The organism is Chryseobacterium sp. StRB126 (assembly GCF_000829375.1).
Lineage (GTDB): Bacteria > Bacteroidota > Bacteroidia > Flavobacteriales > Weeksellaceae > Chryseobacterium.
The window spans coordinates 4,973,588-4,998,506 of the sequence record NZ_AP014624.1 but is presented as its reverse complement, the minus strand read 5'-3'; the positions used below and the strand labels follow the sequence as shown (position 1 = coordinate 4,998,506).

26 protein-coding genes and 1 pseudogene are annotated in these 24,919 nt (G+C 36.0%); 9 read left to right on the top strand and 18 right to left on the bottom strand.

The features are described from left to right. Window positions 1–51 precede the first annotated feature (51 nt). Entirely contained in the window at window positions 52–480 is a 429-nt protein-coding gene (locus tag CHSO_RS22620) for a winged helix-turn-helix transcriptional regulator (protein ID WP_084221050.1), read from the top strand. A 53-nt stretch (window positions 481–533) separates the two neighbouring features. On the opposite strand, the gene CHSO_RS22615 is transcribed toward CHSO_RS22620, so the two are convergent. Together CHSO_RS22615 and CHSO_RS22610 are read right to left on the bottom strand one after the other, a co-directional pair. Then, the gene (locus tag CHSO_RS22615) at window positions 534–1,586 is read right to left on the bottom strand and encodes an NAD(P)-dependent alcohol dehydrogenase (RefSeq protein WP_084221049.1); all 1,053 of its coding nucleotides are present in this window, start codon (window positions 1,584–1,586) and stop codon (window positions 534–536) included. A gap of 36 nt (window positions 1,587–1,622) precedes the next feature. Further along, window positions 1,623–2,027 carry a cupin domain-containing protein gene (locus CHSO_RS22610; protein ID WP_045501080.1) on the bottom strand — a complete coding sequence of 135 codons (405 nt, stop codon included), beginning with the start codon at window positions 2,025–2,027 and terminating at the stop codon, window positions 1,623–1,625. 131 nt (window positions 2,028–2,158) lie between these two features. On the opposite strand from CHSO_RS22610, the gene CHSO_RS22605 reads away from it, so the two are divergent. The 3 genes from CHSO_RS22605 (at window position 2,159) to CHSO_RS26080 (ending at window position 4,873) form a co-directional block, all read left to right on the top strand. Beyond that, entirely contained in the window at window positions 2,159–3,061 is a 903-nt protein-coding gene (locus CHSO_RS22605; protein WP_045501077.1) for a helix-turn-helix domain-containing protein, read from the top strand. A gap of 152 nt (window positions 3,062–3,213) precedes the next feature. Next, on the top strand, window positions 3,214–4,557 hold the full coding sequence (locus CHSO_RS22600; protein ID WP_045501075.1) for a carboxylesterase family protein: 1,344 nt from the start codon (window positions 3,214–3,216) through the stop codon (window positions 4,555–4,557). Between the two features lie 148 nt (window positions 4,558–4,705). Beyond that, complete coding sequence (locus CHSO_RS26080) at window positions 4,706–4,873, top strand: hypothetical protein (RefSeq protein WP_171817681.1); 168 nt, start codon at window positions 4,706–4,708, stop codon at window positions 4,871–4,873. Between the two features lie 148 nt (window positions 4,874–5,021). Here the strand turns inward: CHSO_RS26080 and CHSO_RS22595 are convergent, their stop codons facing one another. From CHSO_RS22595 to lpxK, 6 genes are all read right to left on the bottom strand, one after another. Then, a complete protein-coding gene (locus CHSO_RS22595) occupies window positions 5,022–6,494 on the bottom strand; it encodes an alpha-amylase (RefSeq protein WP_045501070.1) in 1,473 nt (490 codons plus the stop codon). Between the two features lie 60 nt (window positions 6,495–6,554). Continuing rightward, window positions 6,555–7,637: a DNA polymerase IV gene (dinB, locus tag CHSO_RS22590; RefSeq protein WP_045501068.1), complete on the bottom strand. Its 1,083-nt coding sequence runs from the start codon at window positions 7,635–7,637 to the stop codon at window positions 6,555–6,557. Between the two features lie 173 nt (window positions 7,638–7,810). Continuing rightward, complete coding sequence (locus CHSO_RS22585) at window positions 7,811–8,266, bottom strand: GNAT family N-acetyltransferase (protein WP_045501066.1); 456 nt, start codon at window positions 8,264–8,266, stop codon at window positions 7,811–7,813. 78 nt (window positions 8,267–8,344) lie between these two features. Continuing rightward, complete coding sequence (locus tag CHSO_RS22580; protein ID WP_045501064.1) at window positions 8,345–8,860, bottom strand: TlpA family protein disulfide reductase; 516 nt, start codon at window positions 8,858–8,860, stop codon at window positions 8,345–8,347. Between the two features lie 92 nt (window positions 8,861–8,952). Next, the gene (locus tag CHSO_RS22575; protein ID WP_045501063.1) at window positions 8,953–9,768 is read right to left on the bottom strand and encodes a purine-nucleoside phosphorylase; all 816 of its coding nucleotides are present in this window, start codon (window positions 9,766–9,768) and stop codon (window positions 8,953–8,955) included. Next, window positions 9,749–10,777 carry a tetraacyldisaccharide 4'-kinase gene (gene lpxK / locus CHSO_RS22570; protein ID WP_045501062.1) on the bottom strand — a complete coding sequence of 343 codons (1,029 nt, stop codon included), beginning with the start codon at window positions 10,775–10,777 and terminating at the stop codon, window positions 9,749–9,751. The genes CHSO_RS22575 and lpxK overlap by 20 nt, the downstream gene beginning before the upstream one ends. Before the next feature lie 108 nt (window positions 10,778–10,885). On the opposite strand from lpxK, the pseudogene truA reads away from it, so the two are divergent. The 3 genes and pseudogenes from truA (at window position 10,886) to CHSO_RS22555 (ending at window position 13,938) form a co-directional block, all read left to right on the top strand. Continuing rightward, a pseudogene (gene truA, locus CHSO_RS22565) lies at window positions 10,886–11,618 on the top strand (tRNA pseudouridine(38-40) synthase TruA). Window positions 11,619–11,641: 23 nt separating this feature from the next. Beyond that, window positions 11,642–11,995 carry a hypothetical protein gene (locus CHSO_RS22560; protein WP_045501060.1) on the top strand — a complete coding sequence of 118 codons (354 nt, stop codon included), beginning with the start codon at window positions 11,642–11,644 and terminating at the stop codon, window positions 11,993–11,995. Between the two features lie 182 nt (window positions 11,996–12,177). Next, window positions 12,178–13,938 (top strand): ABC transporter ATP-binding protein, encoded by a 1,761-nt coding sequence (locus CHSO_RS22555; protein WP_045501058.1) that lies wholly within the window; start codon window positions 12,178–12,180, stop codon window positions 13,936–13,938. A gap of 61 nt (window positions 13,939–13,999) precedes the next feature. Here the strand turns inward: CHSO_RS22555 and CHSO_RS22550 are convergent, their stop codons facing one another. From CHSO_RS22550 to CHSO_RS22530, 5 genes are read right to left on the bottom strand one after another with little or no spacing between them, the layout of a single operon-like run. Next, window positions 14,000–15,781 carry a M43 family zinc metalloprotease gene (locus tag CHSO_RS22550; protein WP_045501056.1) on the bottom strand — a complete coding sequence of 594 codons (1,782 nt, stop codon included), beginning with the start codon at window positions 15,779–15,781 and terminating at the stop codon, window positions 14,000–14,002. Between the two features lie 59 nt (window positions 15,782–15,840). Further along, a complete protein-coding gene (locus CHSO_RS22545; protein ID WP_045501054.1) occupies window positions 15,841–16,455 on the bottom strand; it encodes a class I SAM-dependent methyltransferase in 615 nt (204 codons plus the stop codon). Beyond that, window positions 16,455–17,045 (bottom strand): hypothetical protein, encoded by a 591-nt coding sequence (locus CHSO_RS22540; RefSeq protein ID WP_045501052.1) that lies wholly within the window; start codon window positions 17,043–17,045, stop codon window positions 16,455–16,457. Before CHSO_RS22540 ends, CHSO_RS22545 begins: the two co-directional genes overlap by 1 nt. Continuing rightward, a complete protein-coding gene (locus CHSO_RS22535; protein ID WP_045501050.1) occupies window positions 17,035–17,505 on the bottom strand; it encodes an RNA polymerase sigma factor in 471 nt (156 codons plus the stop codon). Before CHSO_RS22535 ends, CHSO_RS22540 begins: the two co-directional genes overlap by 11 nt. Further along, the gene (locus CHSO_RS22530) at window positions 17,505–18,356 is read right to left on the bottom strand and encodes an alpha/beta fold hydrolase (RefSeq protein WP_045501048.1); all 852 of its coding nucleotides are present in this window, start codon (window positions 18,354–18,356) and stop codon (window positions 17,505–17,507) included. Before CHSO_RS22530 ends, CHSO_RS22535 begins: the two co-directional genes overlap by 1 nt. 439 nt (window positions 18,357–18,795) lie before the next feature. Here CHSO_RS22530 and CHSO_RS22525 point away from each other — a divergent pair, with 439 nt between their 5' ends. Beyond that, on the top strand, window positions 18,796–19,011 hold the full coding sequence (locus CHSO_RS22525; protein WP_045501046.1) for a hypothetical protein: 216 nt from the start codon (window positions 18,796–18,798) through the stop codon (window positions 19,009–19,011). 58 nt (window positions 19,012–19,069) lie between these two features. Here CHSO_RS22525 and CHSO_RS22520 read toward each other — a convergent pair whose 3' ends face one another. Together CHSO_RS22520 and CHSO_RS22515 are read right to left on the bottom strand one after the other, a co-directional pair. Then, the gene (locus tag CHSO_RS22520) at window positions 19,070–20,362 is read right to left on the bottom strand and encodes an MFS transporter (protein WP_045501043.1); all 1,293 of its coding nucleotides are present in this window, start codon (window positions 20,360–20,362) and stop codon (window positions 19,070–19,072) included. Window positions 20,363–20,383: 21 nt separating this feature from the next. After that, window positions 20,384–20,749, bottom strand: coding sequence for a hypothetical protein (locus CHSO_RS22515; RefSeq protein ID WP_045501041.1), 366 nt, complete (start codon window positions 20,747–20,749; stop codon window positions 20,384–20,386). Between the two features lie 113 nt (window positions 20,750–20,862). Between CHSO_RS22515 and CHSO_RS22510 the strand changes: the two genes are divergently transcribed. Continuing rightward, entirely contained in the window at window positions 20,863–21,780 is a 918-nt protein-coding gene (locus CHSO_RS22510) for an IS982 family transposase (protein ID WP_045492434.1), read from the top strand. A 12-nt stretch (window positions 21,781–21,792) separates the two neighbouring features. On the opposite strand, the gene CHSO_RS22505 is transcribed toward CHSO_RS22510, so the two are convergent. The 3 genes from CHSO_RS22505 to CHSO_RS22495 all read right to left on the bottom strand — a co-directional run bounded on the left by CHSO_RS22505 (window position 21,793) and on the right by CHSO_RS22495 (window position 24,878). Then, the gene (locus CHSO_RS22505; RefSeq protein ID WP_144429016.1) at window positions 21,793–22,833 is read right to left on the bottom strand and encodes a porin; all 1,041 of its coding nucleotides are present in this window, start codon (window positions 22,831–22,833) and stop codon (window positions 21,793–21,795) included. 90 nt (window positions 22,834–22,923) lie between these two features. Continuing rightward, entirely contained in the window at window positions 22,924–24,204 is a 1,281-nt protein-coding gene (locus tag CHSO_RS22500; RefSeq protein ID WP_045501039.1) for a sensor histidine kinase, read from the bottom strand. Next, window positions 24,201–24,878, bottom strand: coding sequence for a response regulator transcription factor (locus CHSO_RS22495; protein WP_045501037.1), 678 nt, complete (start codon window positions 24,876–24,878; stop codon window positions 24,201–24,203). The genes CHSO_RS22500 and CHSO_RS22495 overlap by 4 nt, the downstream gene beginning before the upstream one ends. Window positions 24,879–24,919: the final 41 nt, after the last annotated feature.

The window sequence follows — 24,919 nt, the reverse complement described above, 5'->3', positions numbered from 1 at the left end:
GTTATATTTGTACTTACTTTTATACAAGTACTTACCCTAAAGTATGTAACTATGGCAGCAATCAAAGAAAGTTCAACCATTCAGGAGAATAAGAAGATCGTACAGGATTGTCCTGTAATGTATGTCATGGAAAGAATTGGCGGATTCTGGAAACCCATCATCCTGTTTAATCTTTCCACAGGAGAAAAAAGATACAGTGAATTGAAAAAAGCAATTCCTGCGGTAACGGAAAAAATGCTGATCCAACATCTTAAACAGTTGGAATCAGATGGTCTCATCATCAGAACCGCAAAACCTGTAGTGCCACCTCATGTTACCTATAAGCTGAGTGAAGCCGGCAATGAACTGGCCCCTGTTATTGATGCAATGGCAGCATGGGCTTTTCAAGACATGGAAAGGAATGATAACAAATGTGCTGATGGAAACAGATATAGGATAGATAAAAATCAGAATGGTTTTAGCCAAAATCTTAAACAATAAAAAAGAGGTTCTTCCAGCTGAAGAACCTCTTTTTATTATATCCTATAGAAAAATTATAATGACTGCATATCAATCACGAAACGGTATCTCACATCGCTTTTCAGCATTCTCTCATACGCTTCATTGATATCCTGCATCTTAATCATCTCAATTTCTGAAACAATATTATGTTCCCCACAGAAATCTAATAATTCCTGAGTTTCAGCAATACCACCGATCACTGATCCTGCCACTGATTTTCTTCCCAAAATCATCGGAACAGTATTCAAAATAGGCTCCAGACCACCTAGATATCCTACAAGAACATGCGTTCCGCTGATATTTAAAGTAGTTACATAAGGATTCACATCGTGCACATAAGGAACCGTGTCAATAATCACATCAAATTTTCCTTTTACAGACTTCATCTGTTCTTCATCTGTAGAAATAATAACATGATCGGCCCCTAATTGTTTAGCATCTTCAGTTTTTCCGGGAGTTCTTGAAAATAAAGTCACTTCAGCACCTAGGCCTTTTGCAAGCTTAATTGCCATGTGCCCTAAACCACCTAGACCTACAACGGCTACTTTTGAATTCGGGCCTACATTCCAGTGTCTCAAAGGTGACCATGTTGTAATTCCAGCACAAAGAAGAGGTGCTACAGCAGCTAGGTCAAGGTTTTTCGGAACTTTTAAAACATGATGAGAGTCTACCACTACCTTTTGGGAATACCCTCCAAAAGTATGACCTCCTGTATGCTTGTCTTTTCCATTATATGTCCCGGTAAATCCGTTTTCACAATATTGTTCAAGATCATGTTGGCAGCTGTTGCAGTGTCCGCAAGAATCTACGATACATCCTACACCTGCAAGATCACCTACTTTAAATTTGGAGACCTCACTTCCTACCTTTGTAATTCTTCCTACAATTTCATGTCCGGGAACAGCAGGGTAGATGGTTCCGCCCCAGTCGTTTCTTGCCGTATGAAGATCAGAATGACATACTCCGCAATATAGAATTTCAATTTCTACATCTTTGGATGTTACCTCTCTTCTTTCAATATTCATTTCTTTCAGGTCTGCTGTGATAGACTCAGCCCCATAAGCTTTTACTGTAAATGTGCTCATTTGATTATTTATTTTATTTAAATTAATAAGTTGGTGTTATAAATTGTTATACTCTTCATCCGTTACAGGTTCCAGCCACTCCACAATTCCGTTTTGTATATTGGGGTTAATGGCAATATGTACGAATTCACTGTCAGGAGCTGCACCATGCCAATGGATGACATTCGGAAGGATATTAACAATATCTCCGGGATGTAAGACCTGTGCAGGCTTTCCTTTTTCCTGATAATAACCAGTTCCTGAAGTTACGATTAAAATTTGTCCGCCTCCGTGGGAATGCCAGTTATTTCTGCATCCGGGTTCAAAGATTACATTTCCGATCTGACAGTTCAGCTGATCTTCATTAGGTTTGAGGATCTGAATCCAGGCTGTTCCTCCTGAAAAATAATCTGAAGGAGCCTTTTCGCCCCTTGGAAAAATATTGGTATTAAAAGTTTCCATAACGGTACAAAATTCGAAACTTTCCGGTAAACTGAACTTATACAGATTACCGAATTACTTACCAATTTTACATACACGATATCTGTTATGCCGGAAATTGGTAATTTTGAATGGTAAATAAAATATACTTCATGGAAAATCAGGAGGTTGAAATCTATAACAGCGTTTCGGAATATAATAAAATGGCCAATCATGAAACATTGCATCCGTTGGTCAATGTAATTGATTTTTCCAAATCAGATCCCATCTGCCAATACAGAAGAAAATTTGGTTTTTATACCGTTTTTCTGAAAGATGTGATGTGTGGAGACATGCAGTATGGAAAACACAGTTATGATTATCAGGAAGGGACATTGGTTTTCATTGCACCCGGGCAGACGTATGGGATTTACAATCAGGGAAAATCTGTTCAGCCGGCAGGTTTTGCATTGATTTTCCACCCCGATCTTTTAAAAGCAACCAATCTTGGGAAAAATATAAAAGATTATAATTTCTTTTCCTATGATGTACATGAAGCATTGCACCTTTCAGAAAAGGAGAGAGAAATTATTCTGGATTGTTTTAAAAATATAAAGCACGAGCTTGAGCAATCCATTGACAAGCACAGTAAGTCGTTAATTGTAAATAATATTGAACTGTTTCTGAATTACTGTATGCGTTTTTATGACCGACAGTTTATCACCAGGGATCATATCAACCAAGGTGTGATTGGGAAATTTGAGAATCTTGTTGATGCGTATTTAAAATCGGATAATCCTAAAAATATTGGTTTTCCTATGGTGAATTACTTTGCAGAAAAACTGAATCTCTCAGCGAATTATTTCGGAGACCTTATCAAAAAAGAATTAGGGATTTCCCCTCAGGAATTTATTCACAATAAACTCATCGATATCGCTAAAGAGCAGATCTTAGATCAAGGAAAATCAATTAGTGAGATTTCCTATGATCTGGGCTTTAAATATCCACAGCACTTTACAAGATTATTCAAAACCAAAGTAGGAGTTTCTCCAAGTGAATACAAAACTTTGAATTGAGTTTTAAACACAAATGTTTTTCAGAAGAAACCCCAATTTATTGGTGGAAATTAGTGTATTGATTAGGGGTATTAGTGTTTAATTAGCGATATAAATTTTCTATTTTCAAAAAACAGAATTATCTTTAGTGTAAAGTTTTTACAGTTTAAAAAATGAGCTCACAACCTATAGAAACAGTGGTTCTCAATACCAAATTTGGAAAAATTACAGCATTCAAAGAAAATGGAGTCATCAGGGCAAAGAGTATTCGGTATGCCCGCTCAAAAAGATTTCAAAAGCCTGTTCCGGTAGAGCATTTTACTTTTGATATTAGATTTCAGAATAAAACCCCGGTTTGTCCTCAGAAACTGAGCCCACTTGTGGAAAAAATGATTGGAGCAACCCCTGTTGAAGAATTTGAGCCGGATGAATCTACCCAATATCTTTCTATAACCCGGCCTGAAAATATTAATGAAAAAGAGAGACTTCCGGTGGTTGTCTGGATTCATGGAGGTTCTCATGAAATTGGATGTGGTGATCTTCCGACTGCTGATCCTGCAGAATGGGTAAAAGAACAGCAGATCATTGTTGTTACAGTTTCCTATCGCCTGGGACTCTTTGGTTTTTTAGGTGGTGATGAAAAAAGGCCTCCCAATTTAGGATTATTGGATATGATTGAAGCTTTGAAATGGATTAAAACCAATATTGCAGACTTTGGAGGTGATCCGGAAAATGTGACCTTGCTTGGTCAGTCTTCAGGTGGTGACGCAATTGCCCATCTGATGATATCTGAAGAGGTAGACAAACTATTTCAGCGGGTCATTATTCAAAGTGCTCCTCTGGGATTACGTCATAAAAGACAGAAAATGTCAGCTGAATTTCTGATGAAAACAGAAGAGATTAAAGATGAGGTTGATGTTTATAAAATGATGAATGATTATGGAAAATTCGTTCCTTCTGTGATTAAATATGGACTGAAGGCAGCCATGCCTTTTAGTACTCAGTATGGATTTCCGCCTTTATGCAAGGAAGAAGAATCTGTTGAAAAATGGAGAGAAAATGCAAAAAAATATGATGTACTGATTGGTTTAAACAATGATGAAACAGCATTCTATCTCAAAACTTCAGAAGCTTTAAATAAATACTTTGGAAAAGGATGGGGACTGAAAATTATGGATAAAACGGTTGAAAAAACTACAGAATTCATCTATGGAATCCCAGCCAGACAATTTGCAGAAAATCATGCAAAAGGAGGCGGAAATGCCTATTTATTCAGAATACATTCCAACCTAAAGGAGAATGCTATTGGAGCTCCTCATTGTATTGATCTTCCTTTAATTTTCGGAAACGAATCTGCCTGGAAATCCTCGGAAATGCTGAAGAATATTCCTTGGGAACGCATTCATGAACATGGAACAATGCTCAGAGCGTTATGGGCAGAATTTGCCAGAACCGGAAAGATTTCAAATCAATCGGAACGACCGGAAATTCTAAAAATAGAAAAAATAGAATCGTAAATAAATGAGAGAAAAAGCTTCTTAATTTTAATAATATTGTGTTTTTTTTATAATTTAATTATCTTATTTAGTTGTTTTGTAGTTGATTATAAATCACGATGATTTTTTTTTATTATATTTATAAAACCAAATTCTAAAATATTAAACTATGAAATCAACAAAACATCAAAACGCAAGAAAAATTAACAGAGAGGAACTTAAACACTTAAAAGGAGGAATCATCATCAGAGATAGAGTATGCTGTTTTTATAACGAAGACAATTACTGCTGTGAGTGGGCTCAGGATTTATGGAGCTGCCGTGGCATTAAATGCTAATATTCTATATCATACAAAACTGAAGCGGCTGTCTCAAAAGTCATAAAACATTCTGAGAGAAATGAAGAATCTCTAAAAATTTAAAGATTAATATTCTTTATCATGTTCAGAATTATACTTTTGAGACAGTCGCTTTTATATACTATTTTTATTCAGGAATCCAGACGCTTACATTTCCGGCGGGAACAGGAAAATCTCCCCAGCCATTTTCATCAATAGTTATTTTATTTTTGAATCTTTTTAATAGATCTTTAAATTTCTTTCCTGCATAACGTTTTCCAACTTCCATAGGTTTATGATAAGAATCCTTATTGCTGAGTACTACAGCACATCCTGAGTGCATATCATCTCCGCCACGTACCCACCCCAGGCAGTTGGAGTCCTCAAAATAGTCATATTGCTCACCATAGGCATGATCTTTTCTTGCCTTTAAAAGTTCTTCAATACCATCTACTTTCGGCATAAATATTTCCTGATCATTTCCTTCCCTATCTTTATCAATATAATGAGTTCCATATAAATCCGGATAAAAAATACACGGATAACCACCTTTTCGCAATAAAATTAAAGCATAGGCAATGGGTTTGAACCAAGGTTCTACCGGAGCTTCAAGAGCCTGAAGTGGTTGGGTATCATGATTGGCAACAAGACTTACGGCATGGAGCGGATCAGCCTGTGTAAGAGTCTCGTCAAAAATTTTTCTGAGGTCATAGGAACCACCTTCTTTAGAGGCATTATGAAAGTTGTTTTGCAGCGAGCTGTCAAAAAGACTCATACAACCTTCTGTTACTTCAATATATTTTTGAAGCAGATGAAGATATCCGGGAGCCCAATACTCTCCCACGGCAAAAATATTTTTCTCAGAATTGGAGCGGAGTAAGGTAAGCCATTCCTTATAAAAATCAAATGAAATATGTTTTAGGGCATCAAGACGAACTCCATCAAAATCGGTTTCATTAAAATACCATTTAGCCCAAGTGTTAAGTTCTTCCCGTACAAAAGGATTTCTGTGCTCAATATCATTATACATCAGATAATCGTAGTTACCTTTTTCATCATGGATCATTTCCTCCCAATCGTCACCATATTCGGACTGTATTTTATAAATATGAGATTCCATACCTTCTGCATAATCTACACCACTGAAACAGGTAAAGTTCCATTCAAAATCAGAATACTTTTTTCCTCTTCCGGGAAACGTAAATTTAGTGTAGGATTCTATTTCCAAAACATCGGAAATCACTTTTTCCCTGTTATTTTCATCTACCTTTACTACTTTGAATTTTTCCAGTTCATCGCCTCCCGCCTTGTGACCTAACACAATATCTACAATAACTCCTATGTTTTGTTTTTTTAAAGCATTGATGGTTTTTAGATACTCTTTTTTAGTGCCATATTTAGTTGGGATGGTTCCTTTCTGGTCAAATTCACCAAGGTCATAGAGATCATAAGTATCATACCCTACCGAATATCCGCCATTGCTTCCTTTATAGGCAGGAGGAAACCATACAGAAGTTATTCCCAGTTTAGCCAAATATTTCGCCTGTTTTTCGGCTTCTTTCCATAGTTTTCCATCACCTTCAGAATACCAGTGGAAAAATTGAATCATTGTTGGGTTCATATAATTTGCTGATTTGGTGACTACAAGTTAGCGAAAAAATATAACCTGTTAATTTTCGAATTATTTAAACGGGATTTTTAGTTGAACAGAAACAAGTTTTTTTTCTTCTGTATTTAACTGGGAAAGAGACAAGCCAAGCAAACGAACCGCTTTATCAAAAGGACGAAGCTCCCAAAGTTTTTTTCCGGTACTGAAATATTCTTCCGGAGACGTAAAATACTCCTCTCTGGTTATACTTCTTGTAAAAAGCGAGAAATCTTTATACTTAATTTTTAAGGTTAACGTTCTTCCGAGAATATTGTTTTTCTGTAAACGTTGATGAAGTTCCTCACTCAGACTTTCCAGTTTTTCATTGATTTGCTGTTCATCAAAAAGATCTTCAAAAAAAGTTCTTTCTACCGCTACACTTTTCTGAATCCGATGAGGTTTTACTTCAGAAGTATGAATGCCACGAACTACATTGTAATAATGCATCCCGGATTTCCCGAAGATTCTTACCAGATCTTCCAAGGATCTTTTCTTTAAATCTTTGCCCTTATAGATGCCTAAACTAAACATTTTGTTGGCTGTAACCTTTCCAACTCCATAAAATTTTTCCACAGGTAATTCTTCAAGAAAACTTTCCATTTTATCGGGATGGATGGTCTTCTGGCCATTGGGTTTATTGATGTCGGAAGCTACTTTGGCCAAAAATTTATTCACAGAAATTCCCGCAGAGGCGGTTAGACCTGTTTGTTCAAATATTTTCTGGCGAATCTCTTTTGCAATCTGATTGGCAGATTCTATTCCTTTTTTATTTTCGGTGACATCAAGATAGGCTTCATCCAGAGATAATGGCTCTACAAGGTCGGTATACTCATAAAAGATCTCGCGGATCATTTTTGAAATCTCCTTATATCGGGCAAAACGAGGCGGAACAAAAATCAGATCCGGACATTTCTCTTTGGCTGTTTTACTGGGCATGGCAGAGCGAACTCCGTATTTCCGGGCTTCATAACTTGCTGCAGCTACCACACCTCGGTGCTGTCCCCCTACGGCAATTGCTTTTCCTTTCAATGCAGGATTGTCATGCTGCTCCACAGATGCATAAAATGCATCCATATCCACGTGAATAATTTTACGAAGCGGCAAAGAAAAATCCATATTACAAAGATATGGATTCCTGTATTTATTTATAGAAGGGAAGCCAGAGGCTGGAAGAGGGAAGTTAATAAGGTCGATATGGAAAAGTATGACCAATTGATTGAAAAGTGATTAAATGGCAGAATAGTAATAAATAACATGTCAATCACTCCCATCTTCCAGTCTCCATCTTGTTACCCTTTCAGTCTCATGGTAAGAAGATGAGGTTCAAAACCTGCTTTTTCATAAGCTTTTACAGCAGATTCATTTTCAGCGTAAACATCCAGTCTCACTTCTGAAATATTTCTGGATTTTGCCCAGCTGATCAGTTTATCTGTAATTATTTTATTGATACCTTTTCCCCTGTACTCAGGTTTCACATACATGAACCCCAGATAAGCGTATTTTTCAAATTTATAATAATAATTTTCTGTCTTTTTGATAAGGGCATATCCTGAGCTGATGATTTCGTTATTTTCTTCAGCAATAATTAAGATTGCGTCCGGAGATTGTATAAATTCATTCAGATCGTAATAATGAATTTCGCCATCAATTAATGTGCTGTTAAAAGGTCTTTCTGCAGAAACAATTCCCTGCTCAAATGTTAAAAGGATTTCTAAATCCTGTTCTGTTGCTTCTCTTATGATCATGGTATAAAAAATAAGTGAAGTTTAAACATTCTACTTTTATAGAGTATTTAAACTTCAAGGTTTTTGAGATGTTGAAAATTATTTTAAAAGATTATCTATGGTCTGCTGAATCTCAGGATCTTCCGGAGAAATAGCATAATATTTTGCGATAGCCGATTTTTGATCGATAATCATATATCTTGGAATCCAGTTCAGATCCACATAATTATTGAAATCATTTTTCCAGCCTGATGCAAACCAATAGTTGTCCTTTTCCTTCATATTGAATCTTACAAGGCTCTTATCGAATCCTTCTTTAGATCTTTCCAGAGATAGGAAAACAAAATCAACATTAGGGTTGTTTTTTTCTAAGAGTTCAGCTTTTGGTAATGCCTGAAGACAGTCTCTGCACCATCCGGCCCAAAAGTCGATGACTAAAACTTTTCCTTTATGCTGATCCAGAATTTCCTGGATGGTAATTGTTTTTCCTTCCTCATCTTCCAGCTTTTGCTTTAGAGCTTCTTTGGAAAATCCGGTTTTAAGAGCAGTAGGAATTTTTTGTGAATAGCTCAAGCCAAACATACCTACCATAAAAATTAATAACAGCTTTTTCATTCTACAATTTCATTTACACAAAACTAAGCAATGTGTTGCAATCTGATATTGATTTTTTATGAATTAGGAAAAATTTATATTATTGAAGATTTCTATTGATAGTCTCTAATCAAGCCTTTCACTACTGCGATAACATTCGGCATAGCTTTATTGGCTGCATTCAAAACTTCTTCGTGAGAAACAGCGAAAGCAATATCCGGTCCACCAAGATCAGTAATCACGGAAATACAAAATACCTCCATGCCCATGTGTCTGGCAACAATTACTTCAGGAACGGTACTCATTCCTACCATATCACCGCCAATGGCTTTAATCATTCCATATTCGGCAGGCGTTTCAAAAGTAGGACCCTGCAGGGCAACGTAGATTCCCTGATGGATTTTAATATTATTTTCTGCAGCAGCCTGTTCTGCTACAGTAATCATTTTTTTATTGTAAGGTTCGCTCATGTCCACAAAACGTGGGCCTAGTTCATCGATATTTTTTCCACGAAGCGGATGTTCAGGCATCATATTGATATGATCTTTTAAAATAACGATATCTGCAATGCTATAATCAGGGTTTACTCCGCCACAAGCGTTAGAAAGAGCAAGGTTTTTAATTCCCAGCAAATAAAAAACTCTGATAGGAAAAGTTACAGTTTCCATAGAATGTCCTTCATAATAATGAAAACGGCCACTCATCATCAGTACTTTTTTCCCTTCCAGAATTCCGTAGATCAGTTTTCCGGTATGTCCGGCAACAGTAGTCTGTGGAAAATTAGGGATGTCTTTGTACTCTAAAACATGGATTGGTTCTACTTCATTTTGCAGTTTTCCAAGTCCGGATCCTAAAACAACAGCAAAATCAGGAGTGTCCTGAATGATATTTCTAATGAAATCAGCTGTCTCATGAATTTTTTCTAACATAATCTAAGATGATTTGATTGAATTCTTCCTTCTTATCAATAACAACATTGATAGGCCAGTAGTAAACAATTTCTCTAAGATAATCAAAAGTTTTCAGACGGACGTAATCTTTCTCTGTGGTTAATATCAGCTTATATTCTCCTAATTTCTTATACTCCGCAAGGATTTTTTTAATATCATCATCCGTAAAATTATGATGATCTCTAAATTTCAGATGGGTAACCCTTTTTGAAAATTTCCCCAGATGTTCCAGAAGCGGTTTAGGATTCGCAATTCCGGTAATTAATAAAATATCGTAATAGTTCAGGTTGTTATCCGGAAGCATTTTATCTTTTCCGTATACATTCTCGTCATAACCAATGGATGAAAAGAATACTTTTTGGTTATAAGAAGGCCTGATCCTTGAAATATAATACCTTTTGGTTTCTTCCGTCAGTTCATCAGGGCATTTACTTACCATGATGATATCTGCTCTTTTGGCTCCGGCTCGGGATTCTCTAAGGTCTCCGGCAGGAAGAAGATAGTCTTTAAAAAACGGATCGTTAAAATCAGTCATCAAAATATTGAATCCTGCTTTAATGGCACGGTGCTGCATCGCATCATCCAATATCAGCGCTCCAAGATCCATATCTTCGATCACTTTTTTGGCTCCGGGAACACGTTCTTCTGAAACAGCAATCACAAAACGGTTTTTGAAGCGTTCAAAAAGCTGCATGGCTTCATCTCCTACAATTTTGTAGTTGCTCTCATAATTCGTTACTTCATAGCCTTTGGTGAGCCTTCCGTAGCCTCGTGACAGGACTCCGGTTCTGTAATGTTTGGATAAGAACTGAGCAAGATACATCACCATGGGTGATTTTCCGCTTCCGCCCACAGAAAGATTTCCGACATTGATTATCGGTGTCTTGAATTTTGTCGATTTAAAAATCCCCAGATCATACATTGTGTTTCGGATACCCGTTACCATATGATAAGCAAGGGAAAAAGGATAAAGGTACCATCTTTTCATACGAATGCAAAAATAGGAATTTTCATAAGCATAGGAGTAATATTATCAAAGACTTTTCAACAAATATTTCGTTAAATTAAAGTATTTTTGTGGAGTTATACCCATACATTGAGATACTTTATAGAATTTTCTTACAACGGAAAGAATTATTTCGGCTATCAGATACAGCCGGATGCTATTTCCGTGCAGGAAGAATTGGAAAAAGCACTTTCCACCATTTTAAGAGAAGAGATTAAAACAACAGGGGCCGGAAGAACAGATACCGGTGTTCATGCTAAAAAAAATATTTGCACACTTTGATACAGATCAGGAGCTGAGTGATGAACTTCCACGCAGGCTGAACAGTTTTCTTCCGCCAGATATTTCCATTAAAAGAATTTTTAAGGTGAAAGATGATTTTCATGCCCGTTTTGATGCAACGTACCGAACGTATGAATATTATATTTCGCTTTCGAAAAATCCGTTTACTCAGGAATCTGCGTGGCAGCACTGGAAAAGACCTATGGATATCGATACAATGAATGAAGCCTGTAAAATTCTTTTTGAATATGAGGATTTTACCAGTTTTGCCAAATTAAAAACCGACAATAAAACCAATATCTGCAAAATGTATAAAGCAGAATGGGAACAGAACGGAACAGAACTGAAATTCACAGTTTCAGCCAACCGTTTTCTAAGAAATATGGTTCGTGCTATTGTAGGCACAATGGTAGAAATTGGTACCGGAAAACTGAAACCTGAAGATCTGCGAAGGGTTATTGAGGATAAAAACCGGAACGCTGCCGGAACTTCTGCTCCTGCCCACGGATTATATCTTGTGGATGTAGGCTATGAATTTTAAATAAAAACTAAAAAACTATAGTCATGTTATCAATTTTTATTCTCATTGGAGCTTACCGGTATTATGCACGGTTAGCTGAAAAATTCGGAAAAGTAAAATGGCAGCTTGGCCTTTTGGCTATAGGAGTTTATCTCGGGACTCAGATCATTTTAGGAATGTCTTACGGAGTTTATATCGCTTCCACAGACCCTGATGCTGCAAATAATATGAATTATACAGGATTTTCCGCAGCGAATCTTGTCGGGTGGTTAATTTCTCTTTTGGCTGTCTGGGGAGTTTATCTGCTTCTTGAACAAAAATATAAAAAAGAGAATCTGCAAAAGCCATCCATGGAAATCCAGAAGATAGGGGAAGCTTCAGAAGCTTCACAGAAATAAAAATAAGTTTTTTAAATGTTTGAATAATCTCAGTACAAACAAAGTTATCTACAAAAGATATTCATTCTGTAAATGATAGATATCTTATATTTTCTATGGTGATTTACAAAAGTTGTACAGGCTGGCAACTTATAAAATCTTATTTTTGCATAGAATTTTAATTCTTTTCTTCTATTCGTATAATGAAAAAACAAGATACCTGGGGAATTGTTAAAAGGCTGTTCTTTATCGGAATGAAGTTTCGTTCTTGGTTCATCCTTACCTTAATCATCTCCGTCATACTTTCAATAGTTTCTACCTATAGACCATATCTTACGATGGAAGTGGTAGATAATGATATCACAAAGCTGCAGGATAAAGCCGTGATGATGAAGCATATCTATATCCTTGTGGGATTGGTATTTGCGGAAACAATTCTGAACTTTTTCCTGGTTTATTTCTCTAATTTTATTTCACAGAATGTAATTCGTGATATCCGTGAAAGACTATATTCCAAACTGATTTATTTTAAAACATCATTTTTTGATAAAACACCAATTGGTCAATTGGTAACCCGTGCCGTAGGGGATGTGGAAACAATTGCTACCGTTTATACAGATGGTTTCCTGATGGTTTTCGGAGATATTCTGAGAATTGTATTTGTTTTGATCATGATGTTCAATACGAATGTTCACCTAAGTTATATTACATTGGCAATTCTGCCTTTAATGGTTGTCATTACAAGATTTTTTCAAAAGAGATTAAAGAAAGCTTTTGGAGACGAAAGGAATTGGACCTCTACACAAAATTCATTTGTACAGGAAAGACTGGCGGGAATGTCAATTATTCAGGTATTCAACAGACAGGAATCTGAATTTAAAAAATTTGATGATATTAATATTACCCTGAAAAGTGCATTACTGAGAACTGTTTTCATCTTCTCATTATTCTTTCCGGTAGTAGAACTTATTTCTTCACTATTTATAGGGTTTATCCTGTTTTATGGTGGATATATTACGATCAGTGCCGGGGTGGTGATCGCTTTTATTCAATATATTTCAATGCTGATCCGCCCTTTAAGGCAGATTGCAGACCGTTTCAACAATATTCAGAGAGGAATTGTAGGAGCGGAAAGAGTATTGGGATTAATGGATGAAGAAAATTCGATGACCAATACAGGAACCGTGAAAAAAGACCACTTTGCCGGTAAAATTGAATTTCAGAAAGTACATTTTGCCTATGATGAAAAACAGGAAGTACTAAAAGGGATCGATTTTAAAGTGAATCCGGGAGAAACTGTTGCCATTGTAGGAGCAACGGGTGCCGGGAAATCTACAATTATCAGCTTGATTACAAGGCTTTATGATATCAATTCAGGAAATATTCTTATCGATGATGTGGATTTGAAAGACTATGAATTATATAATTTGAGAAGCCACATCGGAGTAGTATTGCAGGATGTATTCCTTTTCCATGGAAGTATTTTTGAAAACCTTGCTTTCGGTGATGATAGCATTACCCTTGAAAAAATAAAGGCTGGAGCTAAAGAGATTGAAGTAGATCAGTTTATAGAGCAGCTTCCAGGTGGATATGATTATGTAGTAAGTGAAAGAGGTTCATCCATTTCATTAGGACAAAGACAATTACTATCGTTCTTAAGAGCATATTTATCTGATCCAAAAATTCTGATTCTGGATGAAGCAACTTCTTCCATCGATCATGAAAGTGAAAAACTGATCCAGAGAGCGACAGAAAAAATTACTAAAAACAGAACGTCTATTATTATTGCCCACAGGCTTTCCACGATTGAAAAAGCAGATAAGATTATTGTAATGGAGCATGGTAAAATTGTAGAAGAAGGGAAGCATCTTGAGCTTTTGGATAGGAATGGTTATTACGCTACTTTATATAAAGCCCAGCTGCGTCATGAAGTAGAACTGGAAGAAGAAAAAGAATCAAAATAAAAGATTATTTAAAACCATAAAAAAAGAGAGCTTTACGCTCTCTTTTTTGTTATTGAAGTGATTAGAATTGTAATTTTTTTGTCATTACTTTTCCATCCTTTAGAACTGCATTCACCGTGATGATGGTGTTCTTTTGATTGATTGGTACTCTGAATTCTGAACTGTTGATATCAGCTTTGTCAACCAATAGTTTTCCTGATGCATCATAGATATGTAATGAAGAAATTTTGGAATCACTTTTTACATACACTGAACTTTCATCCTTGGTGATGAATGAATTATTCTTTGAAGCCACATCGTTTACAGCTAATGATGCCTGTGGTACTATGGTTACAGAATAATCTTCTACCTGTCCATATTTTGGTGTGTAACATGATGTAATGACGATACCTGCATCACCAATAACTCTCATTCTTAAAGGGGTATTCAATACAGCATTGGAAGGTGGGGTTACAGAAGCGGTAGCCAATGAACCACTCGCTACTCCTGTTTGGTTCAAAATTAGCTCTGTAGTTTCATCAAACTGACCATCATTGTTGTAGTCAATATATGCTTTTATAGTGTGGTTGTTGCTTGTTCCCGGAGCAACAGTGATTGTGGTTGCCGTATTGTTAGGAATTGTTGTTTTACTGGTCCCCAGGCAGTAGCTTCCGGTAAAGTTTTCATAGAAATTATTGATGGCCTGTTTGTAATTGTTGGAGGAGTTATTAATACTTCCAAACTTTACTGAAGTGATTCCTATATTATAATTTCCAGGAGTGCTTATTGTTGTTGGAGTACATGCGCTGGTAAGGGATACATTATTATTAGGGGTTGTACTGGCAGCAACCGGAGAGTTGATTAAGGATTGTCTGAACTTAAGAAGTTGTGCTGTTGCACGATCTGTTTGTCCCTGTGTAAACAAATCTCTAAAGCAAAAAGTATAAGACATTACATTTCTTTCTCCACCAGCGTATACCAGGCTGGTGCAAGGATTGATTTGTCCGGTTTGACAGTTTCTTGGAACAGAAGAATGATAAAGACTTTTCATAGGTTCGGTGTCGCATACCAAATCACCATTCAAAGTACAGTCGGTATTTACAGGGCAGTCTCCGGTAGTAGCATTATAACCTTCGTGAGTATGTCTTAAACCTAAAGCATGACCAAATTCGTGAGCCAAAGTTTGTGCATTCACTGCTGAAGCACTGGTTGCCATAAAAGAATAATCATTGCTTCCCCCTGGATAATAAGCATATCCATTCAATGCTCCTGCGCTTGAAGTCAGCTTTTTAACAACGTAGATGTTGTAATACTTGTTCGTGTCCCATTGCCCCATAGCAGTAATTTCTGTTGCAAGGACAGCATTGGTGGTATTGTCGTCATTTACTCCGCCACTTACATATTTTGGAAGTGCTGAAGCATCAATTCTATTGATTCCATTAGTTGGATTACAATTAGGATCTATCTTCGCAAAAACGAATTTTACAGGTAATGCAGAGCTTGTAGCCGCCATTCCACTGGATGAGTTTCCTGCAAAAACACCATTGGTATAATTTACCCAGGCAATAATATCTGCATCAGACTTGTTATTAACATTTCCTATTGGGCTTCCATCTCCTACCACATGTACAACGATAGGAATTTCATATACCTGATTCTGACCATTCTTTGCGGCCAGTTTTCCAGTTTTTATCATTTTAGATAATTCCAGATTGAAGGCGTCATCCTGGATCTTTTCGTTCGGGAACTTTGCGTAATGTTTTTTCATTAGTTCATCAGTTCCGCACTCTAGAAATTCTACATTCTGTGAATAAAAGTTCGAAGATAAAGTTGCTGTAATAAGCAGAAATAATAGTTTTTTCAAAGTTATTTATTTAAAGTGTTGTTTTTATTCACCAAAAATAAATAAAAAAACGATAAAGATCAGCGCTTTTTAAAACTGCAGAAAATAAAGTTTTGAATAGTCTCGAAAGGGGTTGTGTGATCTTCAGTAATACATTGTATTTTTTCGAAACCTTCTGTAAATTTTTCAGAAAGAGATTCCTCATCATATTGCTGAATATCCAGACCGCTGCATTTGGCAGGTCCGTTTTTGGAAAAAGTTCCCAAGACCAGATAGCCGGTAATGTTTTTCTTTGCAATATCAATATATTTTGAGACCTGTTCCGGAGTAGTCAGGAAGTGGAAAGCTGCTCTGTCATGCCAGATGTAATAAGTTTCTGTAGGTTGAAAAGCGGTAATGTCTGTAGCAATCCATTTTATTTTATCAGCTTTGTCACCCAATCTTTGTTTTGCTTTTTCCAAAGCTTTGACAGAGATATCCAGTACTGTGATATTTTCATAGCCTTCTTCAAGCAGAAAATCAACCAGATTACTGTCTCCACCGCCAATGTCTATGATTTTAGCCTCTTTTCCCAATCCGAAGGAATTAATAAAATCAAGTGAGGTCTGAGGCTTTTTCTGAGTCCAGCTTACCTGATCCGGATTTTTAGTCTCATACACATTTTCCCAATGGTTTTTATTGTCGGAAGAATTCATTAGTCTTTTAGCTGATTATTTATTTCTTCAAATTTATTAATTAATCCGTCAATTTTTCCCTCTTGCTTCTTTATTGTTTTAGGTCTGATATAAAACCAGTTGAAGCCTATCCATATTAAGGTTACAGCGTACGCTAAAATTCCTGAAACAGATGACATTTTTGAGGTGTATTCATACATATAAAGGCATATTCCTGAAAACAGCATGATGAAATACAGGTTAAGCATGGTGGTCTGCATAAATTTTTGTTGATTCTTTACCTGATATAAATTTTGAAGGTATTCATGATTGGATTGAGTGTTGTCAATTTTATAAAAGACTGTAAACATTCTGTTATAAGCCAACAGAAAAATAACCATAGCCAGAATCACAAGCACGATTCCAATTTTTGTACTGATAAGTTGAGGCTGATAATGATACCATATAAAAGCGATACACAAGCAGGTTGCAATCAGTAGGGTATTGGTAAGGATCAGTTTGCGAAGATTTTCATTTTTAAACTTTTTCAGTCTGTTAAGAAGTTCTTCTATATTGGGCTTTGGAGACGTCTGCTGTTTCCAGATATTTTTAAAATCGATATTAGTATCCATTGTTTCTAAACTTTTGTGTTAATTTTTCTTTGATTCTGTGAATTTTTACCCGGATGTTAGCTTCCGAAAGTCCTGTGATCTGAGCTATTTCAGCCTGTTTTACTTCTTCCAGTTCCAGAGAGATGATAATTCTGTCTGTTTCGGGAAGTTCTGAAATAAATTGATACAGCAATTGTATCTGAGGTTCCATAGATTCCTGCTTTTTTTCTTCCAGGTTGACGGGGAGATCTGTTTTGGAAAATCTTTTTTCCTTTTCAATCTGCCGGAGACAATTGTTGGAAGCAATTCTGAAAATCCATGTTCCGATGCTGGATTCATTCCTGAATTTCGGGAGCTGCTGCCAGACAATGATAAATGTTTCCTGAGCAAGATCCTGAGCAGCATCAGTATCATTTACATATCCCATGCAGAGGCGGAATATCTTTTGCCAGTAGAGTTCATAAATATCCTCAAACACCATTATTTCGAAGATAAAAAGTTATTAAGCTGATTGAAATACCATTCTTTATCATCATACATAATGAAATGGAGCCCTTTTGTAGAATATTGAAAATTAGCATTTTTAAGATGAGTATACTGTGCTTCAATCGAAGGTTTCATAAATACAAAATAAGATTCCAGAAGAATAAGAGAGGGGCATTGTATGTTCTTGATGGTTTCTCTAAGATCGGTATTAGAGAAATCGCAGTACATTTTAGCGAATGTTTTTCTGTCAGATTTCATACTCCAGTCAATCACTGTATTCTGCATAGAAGTATCTGCCAGAAGGCGTGGAATAGATTGGGTCTGCATTTGACGGAATTGTTCATCGGTCATTGCTGTAAATTTATTAACGGTTGAAGAACAGTCGTTGTTTTCCTTAGACGTAAAATTAGGGTTAGAGATTGCTGCCAGACAAGGTAAAGCATCTACAATCACAATTTTCCCCACCAGCTCAGGATAGTCTGCTGCAATAGCCAAAGCAAGACCACCACCCATGCTGTGTCCAATGATAACGGGTTTTTCAATTTTATGAGTCTTTATATAAGCAGCAATTCCTTTTTCCCAATCTTTGAAGCTGGCATCAGCATCAGGTTTTGCTCCTGCAAATCCTGCCATGGTTAATGTATAGCAGGTGAAATCTTTTTCAAACTTTGCAGTCGTTTCGTTCCACACCTCTCCTGAAGAAGCAAATCCTGGAATCAGAATTAAAGACTGTTTTCCCTTGCCGGATTTTTTTACTTCAAACGGGTATTTTTTTTCCTGACCAAATATATTACATACTGCTGCAAAAAATAACATGATGATAAGAAGGAATGTGAATTTTTTCATGATTTCTAAAGTTTTAAGGTTTATTTGTCTTTTAGAGACGAACCTTTTTAAAATGTTACACTATTATTTTTATTTTTTTTTGAAAAAATATTTTTTCTGCTTTGAAGACCTTTACTGTAAAGGAAAGAGGGCGCTTAATTTTTTTTTATCAATAATTTTTATGTGGCTAAAGTTTTTATAATCGATATGATAAAAATCACAAATACCACGATATGGAGGGCTGTTTATTCAGTTTTCCTCTCTTATTGGTGATTAATTAGGGTTATGGAATGGATTAAGTTTTGGCTTTTTTAATGAATAAAATAAAAAAATAATAACTTAATGGTGTTTATATTTGAAAAAATTATTAATTTTATTGAAAGTTTAAGTCGCTACCCCGGGAAGTGATGGGGTGAGTAGGCAAAAAATGGAATTTTTAACGAAAAACTAAAAAATATAAATGAGCAGTAGTATAGAAGATGAATTTAAAGGCTTTAAAGATGAGTTAAAAAAACTTAATATTGAAGTGCAGAAAGTAGTAAAAGTAGGAAACGGAAGCATGGATTTTCATGAGGTTTTCTACAAATCACCGCGATATGAAGAGGTGAAGACTGTGTATGTTCAGCGCCATAATCTGGACAGTATCATAGAAAAATTTAAACAGGCTTATCATTAAAATATAACGGGCGCCACAGAGAATCTGTGGCGCCCGTTTCTTTATAGAGTTTATAAGATTAATCTTTATCCAGTGTTGAAGAATTCTTGGTATCCTTCATTCCAATATATACCACAAGAGAAAATAAGATACAGCCTGTAATGTACCAGTAGAAATATTCTTCAGATCCAATCTTTTTAAACCAAAGTGCAATATATTCTGCTGTTCCTCCAAAAACAGCTACTGTAATAGCATAAGGCAGCCCCACACCTAGAGCCCTTATTTCAGAAGGAAAAAGTTCTGCTTTTACCACTGCATTAATGGAGGTATATCCACTCACAATGATCAATGCAGCCATGATCAGAAAAAAGGCAGTCCACATGGAAGTGGTTGTACTTAGTGCGGTGAGAAGCGGAACGGTACATATTGTTCCAAATACACCGAAGCCTAGAAGGAGCGGACGTCTTCCTATTTTGTCAGACAGACCTCCGAATACAGGCTGAAGGCAGGCGAAAATAAATAAGGAAACGAAAGAAATAAGGGTAGACTGTTCCTTGGTAAGATGAACTGTATTCACCAGGAATTTTTGCATATAGGTTGTATATGTATAGAATGCCAACGTTCCTCCCAACGTAAGACCTATCACAGTAAGCAAAGCCTTAGGATGTTTGAGAAGCTCTTTAATAGTTCCCTTTTTCTTTTCATTAACTTCTTTTTTGTTTTCAAAAGCTTCTGTTTCATGAAGATTAGCACGAAGATATAATGCTATAATAGAAAGCATAGCGCCAATGACAAAGGGAATTCTCCATCCCCAGTTTTCCAGTTGAGTTTCTGTTAACAAAAATTTCTGTAAAATCAGCTGAATCCCAAGTGCAATCAGCTGCCCACCAATCAGGGTTACATATTGGAAGCTTGAGTAAAAGCCTCTTCTGTCTTCCGTAGCCATTTCGCTGAGATACGTTGCTGAAACCCCATACTCTCCTCCTACACTGAGCCCCTGTAATAATCTTGCAATTAAAAGCAGGATGGGAGCCAGAATTCCTATGGTTTCATAAGTTGGAGTAAGGGCAATAAGAAGAGATCCAAATGACATCAACAAGACCGAAAGGGTCATTGCTTTCTTTCTTCCGATTTTGTCGGCGATACTTCCAAATAACCATCCTCCGATAGGACGCATGAGGAAACCAACAGCAAAAATCCCTGCAGTATTCATCAATTGGGCATTAAGGTCGGAGTCCGGGAAAAAAGAATTTGAAAAGTAAATTGCAAAAGCAGCGTAGGCATACCAGTCATACCATTCTACGAGATTTCCTATAGATCCTCCCACGATGGCTTTGATTCTTTGAGCAGTAGTAATTGGAGTAGTATTCATATAAGTAAGATATTAAATTTTTTAAAGTACAATTTGAAGAGACAGTAGAAATTCACCTTTTCTGTCAAAAATAGTTTTGGAGGCAATATCATATAATGGTCTGCTGCTATACTGAGCAACAATTCTTGCATTTTGACCATATAAATAAAAATTAGCACCCACATCATAATAGCTTCCGTTTTGGTTGAGAGCTTCCATATTTTTAAGAGCATAGTTGAAAAATGGCTGAATTTTTAAAACGTTGCTGAATTTTGGAATAACAAAGCCTGCCTGGGAAAACCAGATATTTCCTGTTCCCATCAAAACCCTGTTATTTCCGGCACCTTCCAATGCTCTTTGGCCAATGAATGCAGGATCCTGAGTACCGGGATTGAGAAGTCCGCTCATCCTTAAGTAATTAACCTGAGTTCGGGATAATAATTGAGATAAACTTTGTAAAAAATAGCAATAATTCGTATATTTAAGTTTCTGACATTCAAATATTTAAACGATTTATTGCTATGAATTTGAAAGACCAAATTACAAATATTTTTGTACAAATTGATGATTTTTGTAAAGAGTTTGATGCGCAAATTAAAAAATTAAAGCTAGAAGCATTAGGAGACAGCAAGAAAAGAAGAAACAGAACTTCAAAAATGTTTGATTCTGAAATTATCACAATCATGATAGGCTTTCATTTGGGAGCTCACAAAACATTTAAACATTACTATCAGGAAGTAGTTTGTGGATATTGGAAAGATTTATTTCCAAATAGGCTTTCCTACAACAGGTTTATCGAGCTCCAACAAAGATGTTTTGTTGTTTTTGTCTTGTTTTTGAAAGAAAAATGTCTTGGAAAATGCACAGGAATCAGCTTTATGGACAGTACAACTTTGAAAGTCTGTAGAAACCAAAGGATACATAATCATAAAGTTTTCAAAGGTTTCGCAGAACGCGGAAAGTCCTCAATGGGCTGGTTTTACGGCTTCAAACTACATTTGGTATGCAATGAAAAAGGAGAACTTTTATCCTTTTATTTGACAAAAGGAAATGTGGATGACCGAAATCCGAAACATATTAAGAAAATGACCAAGCAATTGTTTGGGAAGTTGTTTGCCGATAAAGGGTATCTCTCAAAAGCCTTGTGGGAGATGCTTTTTGCAGATGGTATTCAACTCTTTACCAAACTTAGAAAGAATATGAAAAATCACATAATGACAATGGAAGACAAGATTTTGCTTAGAAAAAGAGCTATCATTGAAACCATAAATGACGAACTAAAGAATCACTGTCAGGTTGAACACACCAGACACCGAAGTGTGAACAATTTTATAATGAATATCTTGGGAGGGCTAACAGCATATTGTTTCTTTCCAAAAAAACCGTCACTTAACTTAAAAAAAGTAAATGACGGTCAACTATTTTTAAATTTTGCTTAAACCGAACTCAGGTTAATTAGGTCCGTAATTGTAATTGTAAAATACCGAATAGAAGGTAAGCCCCATTTCTTTAGTTTTATTTCCTAAGGGTATTTCTGAATAGATATCAGCTCCAAAGGTGTTGGATGGATGGGATGCAAAAACATTTTCTGATGGCTGGCTTTGTGTAGCATCTTTGCTGGTGTAGAAACCGGCACCGATATTCAGAACTTTTTTGGCTGCAAGATTGTTTCCGGATAAAAAAGAGGTGACAGTAGTTTCTTTATTAAAAAACTGGTAAAATGCGTATCCCGAATAAGACAATTTTCCACTTTGGTTATTGTCTACTGCAGGCCCTCCAACTACCGGTTTTAGATTGGTAGCAAAAGGTTTGTTGACGCTGAACCTGTAGTTAAGTCTGTCAAATTCTCCATGGACAAACACTCCCAGTTGTCTTGAAAACTGATCGGCAATTTCAATAGAAGGAAAATTGAAAATAGGAAGATCCCCTGCAAGCATTTTGGTTGTACTGGCATTGGTAAGACGGCTGACCCCATTCCAGGAATGCAGACCTGCTCCCAAATAAAGGTTATTCTTATTGGGTTTTCCTGTCTGAAAATTATTTCTTGGAATAATAGCCAGTTCATTATAAGCATCATGGAAAAAGAACGGTGCCTTTTTTCCGGCTCCGTTGTTTCCAGTACCAGTTCCACCACCTGAGATGAAATTCTGATTGTTAATACCCATTTGTAAGAAAACAGAATAAAAAGGAGTCACCTGACTTTGAATCGTTAATCTCATTCTCCTGATTCCGGCATCGTATGTTTGTTCCTGGGGAACTCCATTCACACTGGTTCCTGGATTATTTTCGATACTCCGGAGCCAGATCTGGCTGGAAATACCAAACTTTATCCATTGATCGCCTTTGGAGTTGAGCTTGATTTTAAGCTCTCCGATATCCAAAGGATTTTTCTCAGAAGAGTTTTCTTCAGGATTTTTTTTGATACTGATTGTATCCTGGCTATAACAGTATTGCATGACCATTACACTAAAAATAAAGAGCAGTTTTTTCATAAGTGCTTTTGTTTGCACCTAAACAATATATAAATTCTGAAGAAATTCTGAAGTTTTTACAGAATTTGAATTTTTATTGTTATCTTTTTGTTAATCAGTGGTTTGTTTTGAGAAATCGATACGTGTGATATGGAGGTTGTTCTCAAAATGATAAGATATTTCTGCATTATAAATCTCTAAAATCTTCTTCACCAGCGCCAAACCGATCCCAATGGAGTTTTGATTAGGGTTTCCACGCTTGAATCTTTTAAATAATTCCTCCGTAGAAACGGTAGGGGGATTTCCGGTATTTGAAATCTGTAAATAAGTCTCTGTAAGGACTACAGAGATTTTTCCGTGATCGATATTATGTCGTTTGGAATTATTGATGAGGTTATTGATAACAATACTAGCTAAATTGGTATCAAAATTAAGAAATACCTCTTCTTGAATTTCCTGTATCAGGGTTAGGTTCTGAATTTCAAACAGATCTTCAAAGTACTGCAATCGGGCTTTCAGTAGTTCTGAAAAATTGATAAGTTGTGAATCTGTTTTTTCAAAATGGTCCAGTTTGGCTAAAAGAATCAGAGATTGATTGATAGATGAAAGCCTGTCCAGCTCATCATTCATTGAAGAAAGGGTGATGAGTTGGTTTTCCGAGAGTTCACTGTCTATAAGGAGTTCTATTTTTCCCTTAATAGAAGCTAAAGGAGTTTGAAGTTCATGAGAAGTATTTTCTGATAATTCCTCCAATAGATGATAGTCTTTTTTAGAGCTTTCAGACATTTTTATGAGAAACGTATTCAATGATTTAAATTCTTCTGTCTGGGTTTCCATCAGGTTCATAGGACGGCTGTCTTTCAGTCTGAATTTTTTGATTTCATCCATTGCGCGATAAAACGGTTCAAGTATTTTTTTGGAAACCAGAACGCTGACAATAATAGTGAGAATAATAAGGAAAACCATAATCCATGCAACAACCATGATAAGACTGATCAGAAAATCGTTTTCAATAATGGTAATGTACCGTACACTTTTTATAGCATATTTTTTTTGATGAATGACAGGATAGGTAACTACAGTAATCTTGTTGATATATGATTGGATGCTTTTATTCCAGATATATTTTTCTTCAATTATTTTTTCTTTAGTGACCTGGGACGTAAACGGAAGAATTTTGACCTGGGTTTGCCGATGGTGTGCAGTAAGATAATCATAGTTAGGATTCTGTTCCAGTTTATTGGCCACATAAGCATTCAGATCCTCGAGCTTGAGAATAGCAGATCGCATGGTTGCTCTTTCAAAAGCAAAATAAAGAATAGCAAATCCAGTGATAAGGACGAAGAATACCAAAATGGTGAATGCTCTGGCAAAGCGGAAACTTAAATTCATTGATCAATCCATTTATAACCCAATCCATAAACTGTATGAAGATAATCATGTCCGCCTGCATCAAGAATTTTTTTGCGTAAATTTTTTAAATGTTGGTAAACGAAATCTATATTATCAATGCTATAGGTGTAATCTCCCCATAAATGGCTTGCAATAGCTTGCTTGGAGAGCATTCTGTTTTGATTGTTGATAAAATAGATGAGAAGATGCAGTTCTTTTTTTGTAAGATTAACTGACTGATCATTGATTTTACATTCTTTAGCTTCCAGGTCTATTGTAATTTCATTGAAAGTAAGAAGGTGATTCATTTCAGGAGTTCTTCTTCTGAGAACTGCTTTAATCCTTGAATGAAGTTCCGGCAGAGAAAAAGGTTTGGTAATATAATCATCTGCTCCATCATCTAATCCCGTCAGTTTTGTATCCAGTGAGTTTTTTGCGGAAACAATAATGACACTTGTCTGCGAACTGTCATTTTTAATATGTTTTAAAATATCCAGTCCGTTACCGTCAGGCAGCATAAGATCTAGAAGAATACAGTCGTATTCAAAAAGTTCAATTTTTTCTAAAGCTTCTTTTGTAGTAGAAGCTACTTCACAGACATAATCCTCTTTTTTGAGATAATCTATCGTATTCGCTGCAAGTTCTTTATGATCTTCTATGATAAGGATTTTCATATCGGTACTGATCCAAAATAAACAATTGTTTGTTATAAAGA